13 protein-coding genes and 1 tRNA gene are annotated in these 14478 nt (G+C 69.5%); 2 read left to right on the top strand and 12 right to left on the bottom strand.

Annotated features, from left to right (window positions below; all coding sequences use genetic code 11):
* From lnt to ACGG9C_RS11505, 9 genes are all read right to left on the bottom strand, one after another.
* Positions 1-1584: an apolipoprotein N-acyltransferase gene (gene lnt, locus ACGG9C_RS11545; protein WP_286796000.1), complete on the bottom strand. Its 1584-nt coding sequence runs from the start codon at positions 1582-1584 to the stop codon at positions 1-3.
* A gap of 62 nt (positions 1585-1646) precedes the next feature.
* Positions 1647-4097 carry a DEAD/DEAH box helicase gene (locus ACGG9C_RS11540; RefSeq protein ID WP_390178677.1) on the bottom strand — a complete coding sequence of 817 codons (2451 nt, stop codon included), beginning with the start codon at positions 4095-4097 and terminating at the stop codon, positions 1647-1649.
* On the bottom strand, positions 4094-4855 hold the full coding sequence (tatC, locus tag ACGG9C_RS11535) for a twin-arginine translocase subunit TatC (RefSeq protein WP_194385501.1): 762 nt from the start codon (positions 4853-4855) through the stop codon (positions 4094-4096). The genes ACGG9C_RS11540 and tatC overlap by 4 nt, the downstream gene beginning before the upstream one ends.
* Positions 4856-4915: 60 nt before the next feature.
* A complete protein-coding gene (gene tatA / locus ACGG9C_RS11530) occupies positions 4916-5164 on the bottom strand; it encodes a twin-arginine translocase TatA/TatE family subunit (protein WP_071043539.1) in 249 nt (82 codons plus the stop codon).
* Between the two features lie 80 nt (positions 5165-5244).
* Positions 5245-6216, bottom strand: coding sequence for a WYL domain-containing protein (locus ACGG9C_RS11525; protein ID WP_176759368.1), 972 nt, complete (start codon positions 6214-6216; stop codon positions 5245-5247).
* Positions 6213-7205, bottom strand: coding sequence for a helix-turn-helix transcriptional regulator (locus tag ACGG9C_RS11520; protein ID WP_390178676.1), 993 nt, complete (start codon positions 7203-7205; stop codon positions 6213-6215). The genes ACGG9C_RS11525 and ACGG9C_RS11520 overlap by 4 nt, the downstream gene beginning before the upstream one ends.
* A 37-nt stretch (positions 7206-7242) precedes the next feature.
* Entirely contained in the window at positions 7243-8193 is a 951-nt protein-coding gene (locus ACGG9C_RS11515; protein ID WP_071043541.1) for an FKBP-type peptidyl-prolyl cis-trans isomerase, read from the bottom strand.
* 9 nt (positions 8194-8202) lie between these two features.
* On the bottom strand, positions 8203-9213 hold the full coding sequence (locus tag ACGG9C_RS11510; RefSeq protein ID WP_071043542.1) for a tRNA (adenine-N1)-methyltransferase: 1011 nt from the start codon (positions 9211-9213) through the stop codon (positions 8203-8205).
* Positions 9210-9893, bottom strand: a complete 684-nt coding sequence (locus tag ACGG9C_RS11505; protein WP_071043543.1) for an HAD family phosphatase — start codon at positions 9891-9893, stop codon at positions 9210-9212. The genes ACGG9C_RS11510 and ACGG9C_RS11505 overlap by 4 nt, the downstream gene beginning before the upstream one ends.
* Positions 9894-10012: 119 nt before the next feature.
* Between ACGG9C_RS11505 and ACGG9C_RS11500 the strand changes: the two genes are divergently transcribed.
* Positions 10013-10873 carry a PAC2 family protein gene (locus tag ACGG9C_RS11500; RefSeq protein WP_071043544.1) on the top strand — a complete coding sequence of 287 codons (861 nt, stop codon included), beginning with the start codon at positions 10013-10015 and terminating at the stop codon, positions 10871-10873.
* 23 nt (positions 10874-10896) lie between these two features.
* Here the strand turns inward: ACGG9C_RS11500 and ACGG9C_RS11495 are convergent, their stop codons facing one another.
* Both ACGG9C_RS11495 and ACGG9C_RS11490 read right to left on the bottom strand, forming a co-directional pair.
* Positions 10897-11724: an undecaprenyl-diphosphate phosphatase gene (locus ACGG9C_RS11495; RefSeq protein ID WP_071043545.1), complete on the bottom strand. Its 828-nt coding sequence runs from the start codon at positions 11722-11724 to the stop codon at positions 10897-10899.
* A gap of 20 nt (positions 11725-11744) precedes the next feature.
* On the bottom strand, positions 11745-13046 hold the full coding sequence (locus ACGG9C_RS11490; RefSeq protein WP_390178675.1) for a M20/M25/M40 family metallo-hydrolase: 1302 nt from the start codon (positions 13044-13046) through the stop codon (positions 11745-11747).
* A gap of 120 nt (positions 13047-13166) precedes the next feature.
* On the opposite strand from ACGG9C_RS11490, the gene ACGG9C_RS11485 reads away from it, so the two are divergent.
* Positions 13167-13252, top strand: a tRNA-Leu gene (locus tag ACGG9C_RS11485).
* Between the two features lie 53 nt (positions 13253-13305).
* Here ACGG9C_RS11485 and ACGG9C_RS11480 read toward each other — a convergent pair.
* Positions 13306-14472 carry an integrase core domain-containing protein gene (locus tag ACGG9C_RS11480; RefSeq protein ID WP_194383168.1) on the bottom strand — a complete coding sequence of 389 codons (1167 nt, stop codon included), beginning with the start codon at positions 14470-14472 and terminating at the stop codon, positions 13306-13308.
* Positions 14473-14478: the final 6 nt, after the last annotated feature.

Raw genomic sequence — 14478 nt, 5'->3', positions numbered from 1 at the left:
TCATCGACCGGCGCCGGCTCCCTCGGGAGTCGGCGCCGTCGTCGTTCGCACGGGGGAACGACGGGAGAGCACCGTCACGACCACCCCGAGAGCGGTGATCACCGCGAGGCTCCCCCACCCCAGGATGGCCTGAACGGCCGGGCCGACCACGACCGCGCCGGTGAGGCCGGTGCGCAGCGGCACGTCGAGCACCATCGCGCCGGCGGTGTCCGTCGGCAACGACTCCAGGGTGACGCCCGAGGGATCGATGATCTGGCTGGTGCCCACCGTCGACAGATTGACCACCGCACGTCCGGTCTCGATCGCGCGCATGCGTGCGAAGGCGAGCTGCTGCAGGTTCTCATCGGTGTCACGGAAGTCGGCGTTGTTCGTCTGCAGCACGTAGATCTCCGCGCCGTCGCGGGCGCCCTCCCAGATGACGTCGTCGTAGATCACGTCGAAGCAGATCGCGAGGCCGACACCGATCCCGTCGACATCGAAGTACGGCGGATTGGATCCGGGCGTGTACTCCCGCTGGATCAGACCGATGAGGTCGGGCACGATCGCCTCGTAGAACCAGCGATCGGGCACATACTCCCCCATCGGGACCGGGTTGGCCTTGTCGTGCACCTGCTCCGCACCGTTCTCCGCCGTCCAGAGGATCGACGTGTTGAACACGTCGTCGCCCCGCTCCGTCGCAGCGTTCACGATGAGCGGCGCGTCGGCGCGCTCGCTCAAGCCGTCGAGCGCGGCCGCCGTCGCGGCATCCTGCAGCGGGTCGTATCCGATACCGCCCTCTGGCCACACCAGCACGTCGAGGTCGTCCTCGAGGATCGGCTGGGACGCCTCGATCTGGGCGTTCAGCACCTCATACGGCTCCCGCTCATCGAAGTACGCAGACGGTCCGTTGCCCTGCACGGCACCGACCCGCCACGTGCCGACATCCGTCGTCGGGAACGCCGGCACCGCGACCAGAAGCACCGCGGCGACGGTCGCCGGCACGGCCGAGCGCACATCCCGGAGCCGACCCGCTCGGAGCCACTCGATGACGGCGGCGGTGAACACGACCATGAGGAAGGTCAGCCCGCTGACGCCCACCCAGGAGACGATGTGGGCGAGCGGACTCTCCGACTGGCTCATCCCGAGCCGCCCCCAGGGGAAGCCGGTGTAAGGCCAGGAACCCATGATCTGCTCGCGCAGGGTCCAGATTCCTCCCACCAGCACCGGCAGCCCGACGAGGTTGGCCCACCGTGAGGGCCAGATTCGCGGGAACCAGCGGTACGAGAGCGTCAGCAGAACCGATCCGACCGCGATGAACAGCGTCTCGACACCCGCCAGCGCGAACCAGGGAATCACCCCGAGATAGCGGGTGATCCAGACGATGTGGATGAGGTAGAACGACGCACCGAAGGCGAGGCCGACCAGGAGCGCTCCGCCCACGCTGCGGCCGATGAGGGAGACGAGCGCGAATGCCACTCCCACGAATGCCAGGGGCCACCAACCGATGTCCGGGTAGGCGGCATCGAGGACCGCTCCCCCGACCAGCGAGGTCACGACGGCCGCCCACAGCGGCAAGACGGGCCGGATGGCCGGGGCGAGACTCACGCGTCCACCCTAATCCGGCGCCCCTGCGCGACTGCTTCGAGAAGGATCGGCACTCCGGGAGATCACACCGAGCTGTACGCGACGATCCCCCGCCGCACCGACTCGAGAGCACGCCGTGCGGTGCCGGCGAGTTCCGGTGGCGCGACGAGCGAGAGCTGGTCGAGCAGGTCGATCGTCTGCTTCGTCCAGCGGACGAAGTCGCCGGCTGCCATGTCGGCCTCGGCGAGCACGGTGTCCAGAGGCAGTCCGCGCGCCCACCCGTGCATCGCGGCGGACAGGTTCGGCGAAGGCGGTTCGGAACCGGGCAGGCGATGCTCGGTCTCGAGGTCGTCGAGCCGCTGCCACAGATCGGTCGTCTTCTCGAGGGCGATGCGGAATGCCCCGCGCGGCAGGCGCCGATCCCCGTAGCCGCCGTCGTCGCGACGCGGCTCGTAGACCAGCGCACACGCGATCGCCGCGAGCGAGGGAGCGTCGAGCGCGCTCCAGAGCCGCAGCCGAAGGCTCTCCGCGACGAGAAGGTCACGTTCGCCGTAGATGCGCTTCATCGTGCGGCCGTCGTCGGTGAGCGTCGTCGCCCCGTCGGCGGCGATCTCGACGTAGCCGACCTCATCGAGCACCTCGACGACGCGATCGAAGATCCGCGCCACCGTGCCGGTGCGGGAGTCGATCTGCCCGCGAAGCTTCCGCACGGTGCGATCGAGCTTGTGGTACCGCTCGGCCCAGCGCGCGTGATGCTCGCGATCAGGGCACTCATGACTCGGATGACGCCTCATGCGATTGCGCAGCGACTGGATCTCGCGCTGCCGGGCATCGCGGGTCGACTTTCCCGCGGTGACGTCCTTGCGATTGATCTTCTCGATGTCGCTCAGCTCGCGGCGGATCGCGGCGTACTCGACGAAGTCGCCGCGGTCGCATGCCATGGCATCGGCGTATCCCGCGAGCGACTCCTCGGCATCCTTGACCTGGCGCGCGATGCCGACCACGGCCCGGTCGGCCTGGAATTGCGCGAACGAGGACTCGAGGATCTCGCGCGCCTGCCCGCGACCGAAGCGGTCGATCAGGTTCACCGCCATGTTGTACGTGGGCCGGAAGCTGGAGTTCAGCGGGTAGGTGCGGCGCGACGCGAGCGCGGCCACCGCCTGCGGGTCCACGCCCTCGGTCCACTGCACCACCGCGTGTCCTTCGACGTCGATGCCCCGGCGTCCCGCACGCCCGGTCAGCTGCGTGTACTCGCCGGAGGTGATGGCCACCCGCGCCTCGCCGTTGAACTTCTCGAGTTTCTCGAGCACGACCGTCCGGGCGGGCATGTTGATGCCGAGCGCGAGCGTCTCGGTGGCGAAGACCGCCTTGACGAGCTTGCGCTGGAACAGCTCCTCGACGATCTCCTTGAAGGCCGGGAGGAGGCCCGCGTGGTGCGCCGCGACGCCGCGCTCGAGGTTGTCCTTCCACTCCCAGTAGCCGAGCACGCCGAGGTCTTCTTCGACGAGGTTGCGGGTGCGGTCCTCGACGATCTCCCGGATGAGGCTGCGCTCCTCGGGCGAGGTCAGACGCACGCCGGAGCGCCGCACCTGGATGACGGCCTGATCGCACCCGGCCCGGCTGAAGATGAAGAAGATCGCGGGGAGCAGATTCGAGCGTCGGAGAAGCTCAACGACATCCGGCCGATCCAGTCGCTCGATCCGCTGCGGATGCCCGGCTCGCTGGGGCCGCTTGCCGCCCCGGTGCGGTCGACGGCCGCCACCCCCGTGACGCCCGCTCTCGTAGCCGCTGCCGCGAGCCGAACGGATGCGCAGCAGCTCCTGGTTCACCTGGGCCGTTGCGACGCCGGCGCGGTCGTCGAACAGCGGCAGAAGGTCTCCGCGTACGAGGACGTGCTGCTCGAGAGGGACCGGTCGGGTCTCGGACACGATGATCTCCGTGTCCCCGCGCACCGCATCCAGCCAGTCGCCGAACTCCTCCGCGTTCGACACCGTCGCCGACAGGGCGATCAGTCGCACGGCCGGCGGGAGATGGATGATGACCTCTTCCCACACCGCGCCACGGAAACGATCGGCGAGGTAATGGACCTCGTCCATCACGACGAAGCGCAGCCCCTGGAGCGCGGGCGAGTCCGCGTAGAGCATGTTGCGCAGGACCTCGGTGGTCATCACCACGATGCGGGCGCTCGCATTGATGTTCGTGTCGCCGGTGAGCAGTCCTACCTCGTCCGGCCCGTACACGTCGACGAGTTCGCGGAACTTCTGATTCGACAGCGCCTTCATCGGCGTCGTGTAGAACGCCTTGTCGCCCGGGGCGGACATCGCCAGGTGGATGCCGAACTCCCCCACGATGGTCTTTCCGGCCCCCGTGGGCGCGGCCACGAGCACGCTGCGGCCCGACTCGAGCGCGTGGCATCCCGCGAGCTGGAAGGGGTCGAGGTCGAAGCGCTGCCGTTCGGCGAACTCGCTCGTACGGGGATGCTCGCGGTGCTCGTTCGCTCGGGCGAACCGCTCGGCGGGCGAGAGAGAGGTCACGACGACGACCCGTCCGCGAGGAACGCCTCTTCGCGCTTGCGTCGACGCCGATCGAACACCAGCGACACTGCGGCGGCGGCGAAGAACAGCACGACCAGGATGCCGGCGAGCAGGATCATCGACACCACGTCAGCGCCTGGCGTCGCGACCGCCGCGAAGATCGTCGCGACGAGAACGGCCACCCGCCAGCCCTTGAGGATGTCACGCCCGCTGATCACACCGGCGATGTTGAGGGCGACCAGGAACACCGGGAGGACGAAGGAGACCCCGACGACGATGATCAGCTTCATGACGAAGTCGTAGTAGTACTTCGCGTCGTAGAACGACGAGCCGCCCTCCGGCACGAAGGTGGCCATGATCTCCACGATGTGGGGCATCACCAGCAGACCGGTCCAGCATCCCGCGAAGAACAGCGGGATCGCCGCCGCGACGAACCAGATCGTGTATCGGATCTCCGTGCGGGTCAGACCCGGCATCACGAACGCCCAGATCTGCCACAGCCAGACCGGTGCCGACAGCACCAGGCCGATGGCGAAGGCCATCCGGATGCGCAGATCGAACGCCGAGGTCACCGTGCTGAACATGACGGCGACGTCGATCTCATCCCCCCGCTCGACGGCGATGTACCTGATGGGCTCCGTGATGAGCCAGATGACGAAATCCGTGATGAAGAAGGCCACCACCATGCCGACGACCAGCGCGATCGCCGCGATCATCAGGCGCTTGCGCAGCTCGACGAGATGCTGCCCGAGCGACATGCGCCTCTCACCGCGTCGGGGCTTCGCCGCCTTCGATGCGGGTGTGTCGGTCGCCACCGATCAGGGTTTCGGGTCGGATGCCCCGCCCGATGTCGGCGTGGACGGCGAGTCCGCGGTCGCCGACGGGGTGTCGGCGCGGTCACCGCCTCGAGGCGCGTCCTCGTCTTTCATCGCCTTCATCTCGCCCCGGAACACCCGGGCGGACTGGCCGACGCTCTTGGCGAGGGCGGGCAGCTTGGCGGCACCGAACAGCAGCAGGATGACCGCGAGGATCAGCAGCAGGTGCCATGGGCTGAATGCGTTAGCCATGAGGAGGACTCCAGATCGTTGACCTGTTCTCAGTCTAACCGCGCTATCGCGAGCGGGAACGGTGCTGGGCGCGGCGGGTCTCAGCTCGGGCCGTACAGTCGCAGAGCGCTCTCGGCCCAATCCGCTGCCGCACGGCGTGCGCCCTCGGGCTCCAGGATCTCGACATCGCCACCGAGCTTGGCGGCCAGACGGCGCAGACTGTTCTCGTCGGCGACGCGCATCGTGGCCACCGTCACGCCCCTCTCCGTCTCGGTGTCCGCCCGCCGAAGGTAGTCGCCCAGGAGCGCCGCCGACGCTGCGGGGAACCGGATGCGCACCACGAGCTCATCCGAACCGTCCGCGAACCAGTCGGGCACGGGATCGGCGGCGTGTGAGACCGTCAGATCCGTCAGTCGGATATCACTGACGCGGTCGAGGTGGAAGGTGCGCATCGCCTCGCGCAGGTGGCACCATCCCTGCAGGTACCACTGACCGTCGGCGATGCTCACCTTCACGGGGTCGACCGTGCGGGTGGTCGCCGGAGCATCGGGGGCCTTGTAGGCGAAGGCGACGGCGCGTCCGACGCGCAACGCCTCGGCGACGCGATCGCGTACCGCGTCAACGGGGGCGGGCGCGACGATGAGGTCGGCCGGGGTGCCGGAGGCGCCGCGGGCGAGCTTGGCGAGGAGTCCCGAGAACAGCTCGCTGTCACCGACCCCGGGAATCCCGCGGGTGAGCTGAAGGCCGGCGAGGAGCGCAGCCGCCTCGCGCGCGGTGAGGCGCGGCGTGCGCTCGAGCGCGACCGAGTGCGTGATGACGATGCGGTCGTCCCGATCGAGCAGATCCCAGTCGATGTCGAACAGATCGTTGGCCATCTGCCAGAAGCCGCCGTCACCCGGCAGGCCGATGACGGTGAGCTTCTCCACCATCTCTCGCATCTGGTCGGGGGTGACGTCGAACTCCTCGGCCGCCTCTGCGACCGACACCTCCCCCTTCCCGATCAGATACGGCACCAGCTGCAGCATGAGCGCCGCGCGGTCGGTGGCGACGAGCGGCTTGCGCACGGGGTTCACGCGGCACCGCCGTGACGGGCGAGCGTCGAGCGCAGGCGCGTGAGGACGGCGTCCCGCAGCGCGGCGGGTTCGACCACCCGCACCTCCGGGCCGTAGGAGGCGAGCTCGTCGGCGAAGATGTGCACGTCGACGAAGGGCACGCGCACCCCCTGCTCGGCCGGCTGGGCGCGGCGCGCGAGTCGCAGCGCGGCTTCCGTCCCCGGTTCCACCTCGAGCAGCGCCACGTTGCGTGCTGCGACCTCCTGCAGGCCGGACAGCGCCCGCTCCCCCGCTCCCCGACGGAGCGCTGCGTCGAAGTGCTCGCGCGTGGCGGTGACGGCGCCGACGATGCGCGACAGCAGGAAGGTCCGCTCCTCGTCGACGCCGAGGTCGTGGGCGAGCACGTGCCAGCGTCCCTCGTACTCGACCAGGGCGAGGGGGCGCACACGCCGCGTGCGCGGGGCGGCGTCGCCGGGCTTCAGATACGGGAACGTCACGACGCGGGCGTGCTCGATCGCCTGCTGCAACGGCACGAACGCCGCGTCGTTGGTGCTCAGCCGAGGCGCGAAGCCCTGGATCGGCGCATCCATGGGGATGCCGAGCGCGCGGATCTTGCGGAGCCCGGCCCGAGCCTCCACGGACATCGAGCTCTCGCTCCAGACGCTCCCGGCGAGGGTGAGGAGCGCGAGCTCGGCCGGCGAGAACTCCAGGTCGTCCGGGAGGGTGTACTCCGCCGCGGGCACGCGGTAGCGCGCTTCGCGCAGATCATCGGGGTCGGCCCAGTCGCCGATCGTCTCGATCGGGACGCCGAGGGCTCGGAGGTTCTCTTTGTCGCGCTCGAACATCTTCTCGAGAGCATCCTTGGAAGCTCCCGCTTCGCGCTGCTCGCGGTACCCGGTGACGTTGGCCAGGATCGTGTCCTTCGTCAACCCCTGATCCGTCGCGGTGAGAGCCACCACGAGGTTGACCAGCCGCTCTTCGGGCGGGGTCTTCACGGATGCGGTGGCCACGACGCCAAGTCTAGGCAGGCCCGAGGGAAGACGAGGCTCAGGACGCCTCGTCGACGCCGAGGATGTCGATGACGAAGACGAGCGTGGAGCCGGCGGGGATCGCTCCGCTCGCCTGGTCGCCGTAACCCTGATCCGGTGGAATCACCGCGAGCACCTGGGACCCGACGGTCTGGCCCTCGAGCGCCGCGGAGAACCCGGGCACGACCTCGTCGAGCGAGAGCGCCGCGGGTGTCGTCTCCCACGTGGAGTCGAACACCTCGCGGTCTGCCCACGTCAGTCCGGTGTAGTGCACCCGCACGGTGTCGCCGGCCTCGACGACCTCGCCGTCGCCCTCGATGAGGGTCTGCACGACGAGCTCGTCGGGAGCCGCGGCATCGGGGATGATGACGCCCGGCCGGCCGTCGGGGGCGCGCACGACCGTGGGCATCCCGAGGCTCGAGTTGTAGCGAAGGTCGCCCTCGGCCTGCGGCAGATAGACCTTGCGGACGTCGACGACGGCGAGAAGCGACTCGTCTTCGGCGAGGCCGGCCTGGGCGGCGTAGTCGGGGTTGATCTCGTCGGCCGGGAGGCCGATGACGATGCGAGACCCCGCCTGAGCGCACTGCAGCGCCTCGGAGAGGCCGGGAAGCGCGGCGGCGATGTTCTCCATCGAGAAGACGTTCGTCAGATCACCGTCGTAGGCGGTCGCGGCGAACGGCTCCCCGCTGTCGCCGGCGTAGAACGAGTAGTCCATGACCAGCAGCTGCGAGTCCGTGGACAGCTCGGGTCCTTCGCCCTCCGACAGGCGCTCCACCGCCACCTCGTCGACGTGGAACGGGGAGTAGACCTCCACCCGCGGCTCGGCGTCGATGTCACCGGAGACGGTCGCGAGCGAGGCCAGGTCGGTGTCGCTCTCCACGCAGGTGGGCGCGGCGGCTTCGACGGTGCAGCCGACGAGGCCGACAGAGGTCATTCCGATGAGGGCGAGAGCAGCGGGGATCTTGCGCACCGGTTCATCCTAGGCGGTCGCGGTGCCTTCGTCCTCCGCGGCGGACGCGAGACGAGCGCCTGCGGCGGCACGCTCGGCCTCGCGCACACGCTTGCGGAGATTCTTGTCGGTGATCTCCCGATCCCCCACCGCGCCGGGTGTCCACAGCTCCACATCCTCATCGCCGTAGCTCGACTTCGACGCGCGGCGCTTCTGCTCCGGGGCCACCGCGCCGGGCGCGAGTCGTCGTGCCCACACCAGGAAGCCGGTGTGGGCGACCATGCGGTGATCGGGCCGCACCGCGAGCCCTTCGACGTGCCACCCGCGCACCATCGTCTCGTTCGCGTCCGGCTCGGTGAACAGCCCCGTTCCGCGGATGAACTCGGCCACGCGGCTCAGCTGCGTCGCCGTGGCGACGTAGCAGACCACGACGCCGCCCGGCGTCAGCGCGTCGGCGACGGCGTCGAGGCACTCCCAGGGGGCGAGCATGTCGAGGACCACCCGGTCGATCGTGCCCGGCTCGACCACGGCGGGGAGGGCCTCAGCGAGGTCGCCCAGCTCGATGCGCCACGTGGCGGGCACCTCCCCGAGGAAGGTCTCCACGTTCGCCCGGGCGACGGCGGCGAACTCCTCGCGCCGCTCGAACGACACCAGCGACCCGGTCTCCCCGATCGCGCGCAGCAGCCACAGCGAGAGCGCACCCGAGCCGACGCCGGCCTCGACGACGCGCGCCCCCGGGAACACATCCGCCTCCGCGAGGATCTGCGCGGCGTCCTTCGGGTAGACGATCGCCGCGCCGCGCGGCATCGACATCACGAAATCGCGCAGCAGCGGACGAAGCGCAAGATACTCGTGACCGCCGCTGCCGGTGACGACGGACCCGTCGGGCTGACCGATCAGCGACGTGTGCCGCAGGACGCCATGGTGGGTGTGCAGCTCGCCGTCCTGACGCAGGGTGATGGTGTGGAGGCGGCCCTTCGGACCGGTCAGCTGAACACGGTCGCCGACCCGGAAGGGGCCGCTCGGGCGTGCGGCGGTCATCGGTTCTCCTCCGCGGTGCGGTGCGCCGCGTGCAGGGCGGCGAGGTCGTCGGCGGTGCGATCGGCGAGCGTCGGCCAGAGCTCGTGGGCGCCGACGCCCTCGAGCGACACCATGAGGGGTACGCCGAGCGTCACCGCCCCGGAGGCAGCGGCGGCGCGCACGCCGGTCGGCGAGTCCTCGACCGCCACGGCGTCCAGCGGTGACACACCGAGGGCCTCGCAGGCCTGGAGATAGGGATCGGGATACGGCTTGGGCCGCGCGACGTCGTCGCCGCCGACGATGACGTCGAACGCGTCGAAATCGATGAGCGACACCACGTGGTCGGCCATGCGACGCATGGACATCGTCACGAGCGCCGTCTTGATGCCGGCCGCACGCAGACTCCGCAGCAGCTCCTTCGCGCCGGGCCGGAACGGCACGCCCTTCTGCGAAAGCTGCGACATGACCTCGGAGGTCAGGTGGTCGACGATGTCGCCCTTGCTCATGCGCACGCCGGCCGACTGCAGGATGCCCGCAGAGTCCTCCAGCGCGAGTCCCACCAGCTGCAGCGCCTGCTCGTGGGACCAGGTGCCCCCGAAGCTCTCGATGAGCGGTGTCTCGGCGGCCATCCAGTACGGCTCGGTGTCGACGAGGGTTCCGTCCATGTCCCACAGGACGGCGGCGATGCGCGGAGAATTCACCCGCCCATGCTACGCACCCGGCGTCCCGCCCACCGCCCGGATCGGGGTCGCCCGCGCCTGCCGCTGCGCCCGTGCGCGCGGAGCGTGCCTATCCTGGAGGGACCGATCGGGGAGGTTGTGTGGACGCACTGGGACGCCGCGTGCTGGTCGCCGCGTTCGACGGGTGGAACGACGCCGGCGAGGCCGCATCCGCTGCGCTTGCGCACGTGAAGGGCTCCGGCGACTACGAACCGGTGTTCTCCGTCGACCCGGAACTGTACTTCGACTACCAGTACACCAGGCCGCATCTGGTTGCCGACGCCGAGGGCCACCGCCGCCTCACCTGGCCGGAGGCGACGGTTCTCCGCCCGACCGAGCCGCAGGGCGACACCGAGCTGTGGCTGCTGACCGGGGTCGAGCCCGCTCGCGCGTGGCAGGCGTTCAGTGCCGAGTTCATCGACGTGGCCCTGCGCGAAGACATCACCGGCTTCGTGTCACTGGGGTCGATGATGTCGGATGTCCCGCACACGCGCCCGATCTCGGTCTTCGCCGGCAGCGAGAACGATCAGGTGCGCGAGACGCTCGGACTCGAACGCGGCAGCTATGAAGGACCGGTGGGCATCCTGTCCGTGCTGGGACATGCCGCCGACGCGGCGGGCATCCCCACCGCGAGCCTGTGGGCGAGCGTGCCGCACTACGTTGCGGGCCACACGCCGTCCCCGAAGGCATCACTGGCTCTGCTGGACCGACTCGAGTCGCTCACCGGCATCCCCGTCGGTCGCGGCAGCCTCGCGACCGAGGCGATCGCGTGGGAGGCGACCATCGACGCGGCCGCCGCCGACGACGAGGAGATGACGGAGTACATCCGACAGCTCGAGGAGAACCGCGACACCGTCGATTCCCCCGAGGCCTCGGGTGACGCGATCGCCCAGGAGTTCGAGCAGTATCTGCGGCGGCGCGGCGACGGTCCGTCCAAGCCCGGCCGCGACGACCGGCGCTGATCCCCTCTCGCGGCGGCCCCGGGTCAGTACGCGTCGATGACGCCGAGGCTCAGCAGCACGATGAGGACGGTGCCGAGCGCGACGCGGTAGAGCACGAACGGCAGGAAGCTGTGCCGTGAGATCCACCGCATGAAGAAGGCGATCACGGCGAGAGCCACGACGAAGGCGACCACCGTCGCCAGGGCCGTCTCGCCGAGGGAGAACACCCCGGGCTCGTCCCAGCTCTTGAACAGCTGGTAGAAGCCGCTGCCGAACACGGCCGGGATCGCGAGCAGGAACGCGTATCGCGCCGCGGCGGCGCGTTCGTAGCCCATGAACAGTCCCGCCGTGATGGTGCCGCCGGATCGGGAGACGCCCGGGATGAGCGCCAGGCTCTGCGCGAATCCGTAGACGACGCCGTGGCCGACGGTGAGATCGTTCAGAGAACGACGCTTCGCCCCGACGTGATCGGCGATGCCGAGCAGAACGCCGAAGAAGATCAGCATCGCGGCGATGATCCACAGCGAGCGGAACGTGGTCTCGATCTGATCCTGGAAGAGCAGGCCCAGCACGACGATCGGGATGCTGCCGACGATGATCAGCCACCCCATCCGCGCGTCGGGATCGTTCCGGGGAATCCGGCCGAACAGGGCGAGGAACCAGTTTCGGATGATGCGCACGATGTCACGCCAGAAGAAGACCACGACGGCCGCTTCGGTGCCGATCTGCGTGATCGCGGTGAAGGCGGCACCGGGGTCCTCGGCGGTGGGCAGGAACTCGCCGAGGATGCGCAGATGGGCGCTCGAGGACACGGGCAGGAACTCGGTGAGTCCCTGCACGAGGCCGAGCACGATCGCCTCGAGCAGTTGCATGGGGTGGCCTTTCGGTGAGGTCAGCAGGTGCGCAGCAAGTCGCCGAGCACGCGCTGGCCGAACACGAGCGATTCGACCGGCATCCGCTCGTCGACACCGTGGAACATTCCGGTGAAGTCGAGATCAGCGGGAAGTCGCAGCGGCGCGAACCCGTATCCGGCGATCCCGAGGGACGCCAGTGCTTTGTTGTCGGTGCCGCCGCCCATGAGGTACGGGATCACCGGCACGCCAGGGTCGTGGCGAGCCAGCGCGGCGACCATCGCATCGATCAGGTCGCCGGCGAAGGGCACCTCGAGCCCGATGTCGGAGTGGACCACGTCGACGGCCACGTCGTCGCCGACGATCCGCTGGATGTCGGCCAGTGCCGCATCCTCCGTCCCGGGCAGCACCCGCACATCGATGAGCGCTTCGGCACGGTCGGGGATGACGTTGTGCTTGTAGCCGGCGGTGAGCCCCGTCGGGTTGGTCGTCGTGCGCAGCGTCGAGCGCAGGAATCCCGCCGCCGGCCCGGTGCGCCGCGCGAGACTGTCGGCGTCGTCCCCGGCGGCGCCGGTCAGCTCGCCCAGCATGCGGGTGAACTCCCGTGTCGTGTCCGTGAGGTGCACCGGCCACTCGGTGCGTCCGAGGGCGGCGACCGCCTCGCCCAGCCGCGTGACGGCGTTGTCGTCGTGCACGCTCGAGCCGTGTGCGGCGCGTCCGGTCGCGACCAGCCGGATCCAGACCAGGGCCTTCTCCCCCACCTGCAGCAGATAGGCACGCCGCTCACCGACGTGGATCGAGTAGCCGCCGACTTCGCTGATCGCCTCGGTCGCGCCGGCGAACCATTCCGGGCGGTCCCGCACGACGAGGGAGGAGCCCTCGATGCCGCCGTTCTCCTCGTCGGCGAAGAACGCCAGCACGATGTCGCGGTCGGGCTGCTCCCCCGCACGGGCCATGTCGGCGACGGCCGTGAGGATCATGGCGTCCATGTCCTTCATGTCCACCGCGCCGCGCCCCCACAGCATCCCATCGCGGATCTCGCCGGCGAACGGGTCGACCGACCAGTCCTCGGCAATGGCGGGAACGACATCGAGGTGCCCGTGGAGCACGAGTGCCGGTCGGTCTGGATTGCGGCCCCGGATCCGCGCGTGCACGTTGGTGCGCCGCGGGACGGGCTCGTAGTAGTCGACGGCCAGGCCGAGATCTTCCAGGTAAGCGCCGACGTACTCGGCCGCCTCCCGCTCCCCCGCCGCATTACCGCCGCCGTGGTTGGTCGTGTCGAAGCGGATGAGGTCACGCGCCACGCGTGCGACCTCGGGGAGGTCGGAGGGGGTCGCCGGCATGCGCACCAGGCTACCGGGCCGGGACGCGTCGCTCGGACACGCGCGGGACCACCGCGCGTAGGGCGTTCGGTGCGGAACGTGCTAGGCTCGACCCTCGGTTGCGAAAGCTGCCGACCACCTGCGCGGGTGGCGGAATAGGTAGACGCGCTAGCTTGAGGTGCTAGTGCCCGTATTAGGGCGTGGGGGTTCAAGTCCCCCCTCGCGCACAGTTGTGATGTCTCAGGACATCGTGAACGGATGAACCCCCGGTTTAGGGGGTTCATCCGTTTTTGCGTTGGTATCCGCGGGTGGGGTCGAGGGTGAAGTCGGCGAGGATTTCGCCGCTGCCGCGGGCGCTGATGATGGCGTGGTCGTTGTGGATCAGGGCGATGATCTCGGTGCGGGAGTGGGCTCTGCCGATGCCGAGGTGGAGGAGTCTGCCGGAGTGGCGGATGGTGGTCTTTCCGTCGCGGTCGATGGTGTCGTAGCGGACGCGCCAGATGTTCGGGTCGTCGGGTGGTGTCGGGGTGGTTTTGGGGATGAGCTGGTAGGCGAACGCGGGGGTGCGGCGGCTGAGGGCTCGGTGCGGGCGGACGCGGTTGTAGTAGTCGCGGAACTCGTCCAGCACGGTCTGCAGCTCGGTGATCGTTCGGGCTGGTCGGGTGGCGAGGTGCTTCTTCAGGGTCTGCCAGAGCCGCTCGATCTTGCCCTGGGTGGTGGGTTTGAAGGGCTTGCCGTTCTTCTGGGCGATCCCGAGGTCTGCCAGGAGGGTCTCGAACGCGTTGCCGGCGCCGTCGCCGCGGCCTCGGCCGCCGCGGGCGAGGCGGGTGGTGTAGACCATGCCGTTATCGGTCAGTGTTCCAGCCGGGTAGCCGTGCTCGGTCGCGGCGATGGTGAAGGTGTCGGTGACGGTGCGGCCGGTGACGCGGCGGTGTGCGGTGAGGTGGAGCAGGTAGCGGGAGTGGTCGTCGAGCCAGCCGATGACCTCGACGTCTGTGCCGTCGGTCAGGGTGGCGTGGGTGAAGTCGGATTGCCAGAGCTCGTTGGGGCGGTCCGCGGCAAACCGGTGCCAGGACGATCGGGGACGCTTCTGCGGTTGCGGTGTGACCTGTCCGGCGGTGGTCAGGATCCGCCAGACCGTGACGCGGGAGATCTCGATGTGTTCCCGGTGCAGGTGTTCGCAGATCGTGTCCGCGCCGGCGTCGTGCCCGGCCGCGGTCAGATCGTGTCGCAGCCGCAGCACACGGTCCCGGACGGCATCCGGGGTACGGTTCGGGCTGGTCCGTGGCCGCGTCGACCGGGGTTCGAACGCCGCGTCGCCCTCGGTCAGCCATCGGTGGTGGAGCTTGTGGACGAGGGTCTTCGAGACCCCGTAGCGGCGGGCGACCTCTCCGTAGGAGAGCCCCTGGACAGTGACGGCTTTGATCAGCACCTCGTACTTGGCCACCGTTCA

This window comes from Microbacterium sp. MTN4-26 (assembly GCF_042846595.1).
GTDB classification, from domain to species: domain Bacteria; phylum Actinomycetota; class Actinomycetes; order Actinomycetales; family Microbacteriaceae; genus Microbacterium; species Microbacterium luteum.
This window is presented reverse-complemented; position numbering and strand designations above follow the sequence as displayed.

What these genes read in the sequence shown, in the direction of transcription:
- tatC (WP_194385501.1), bottom strand. Translation starts at nt 4,855, where the DNA reads ATGTCGCTCGGGCAGCATCTCGTCGAGCTGCGCAAGCGCCTGATGATC.
- tatA (WP_071043539.1), bottom strand. Translation starts at nt 5,164, where the DNA reads ATGGCTAACGCATTCAGCCCATGGCACCTGCTGCTGATCCTCGCGGTC.
- ACGG9C_RS11510 (WP_071043542.1), bottom strand. Translation starts at nt 9,213, where the DNA reads ATGACCGCCGCACGCCCGAGCGGCCCCTTCCGGGTCGGCGACCGTGTT.
- ACGG9C_RS11495 (WP_071043545.1), bottom strand. Translation starts at nt 11,724, where the DNA reads ATGCAACTGCTCGAGGCGATCGTGCTCGGCCTCGTGCAGGGACTCACC.
- ACGG9C_RS11490 (WP_390178675.1), bottom strand. Translation starts at nt 13,046, where the DNA reads ATGCCGGCGACCCCCTCCGACCTCCCCGAGGTCGCACGCGTGGCGCGT.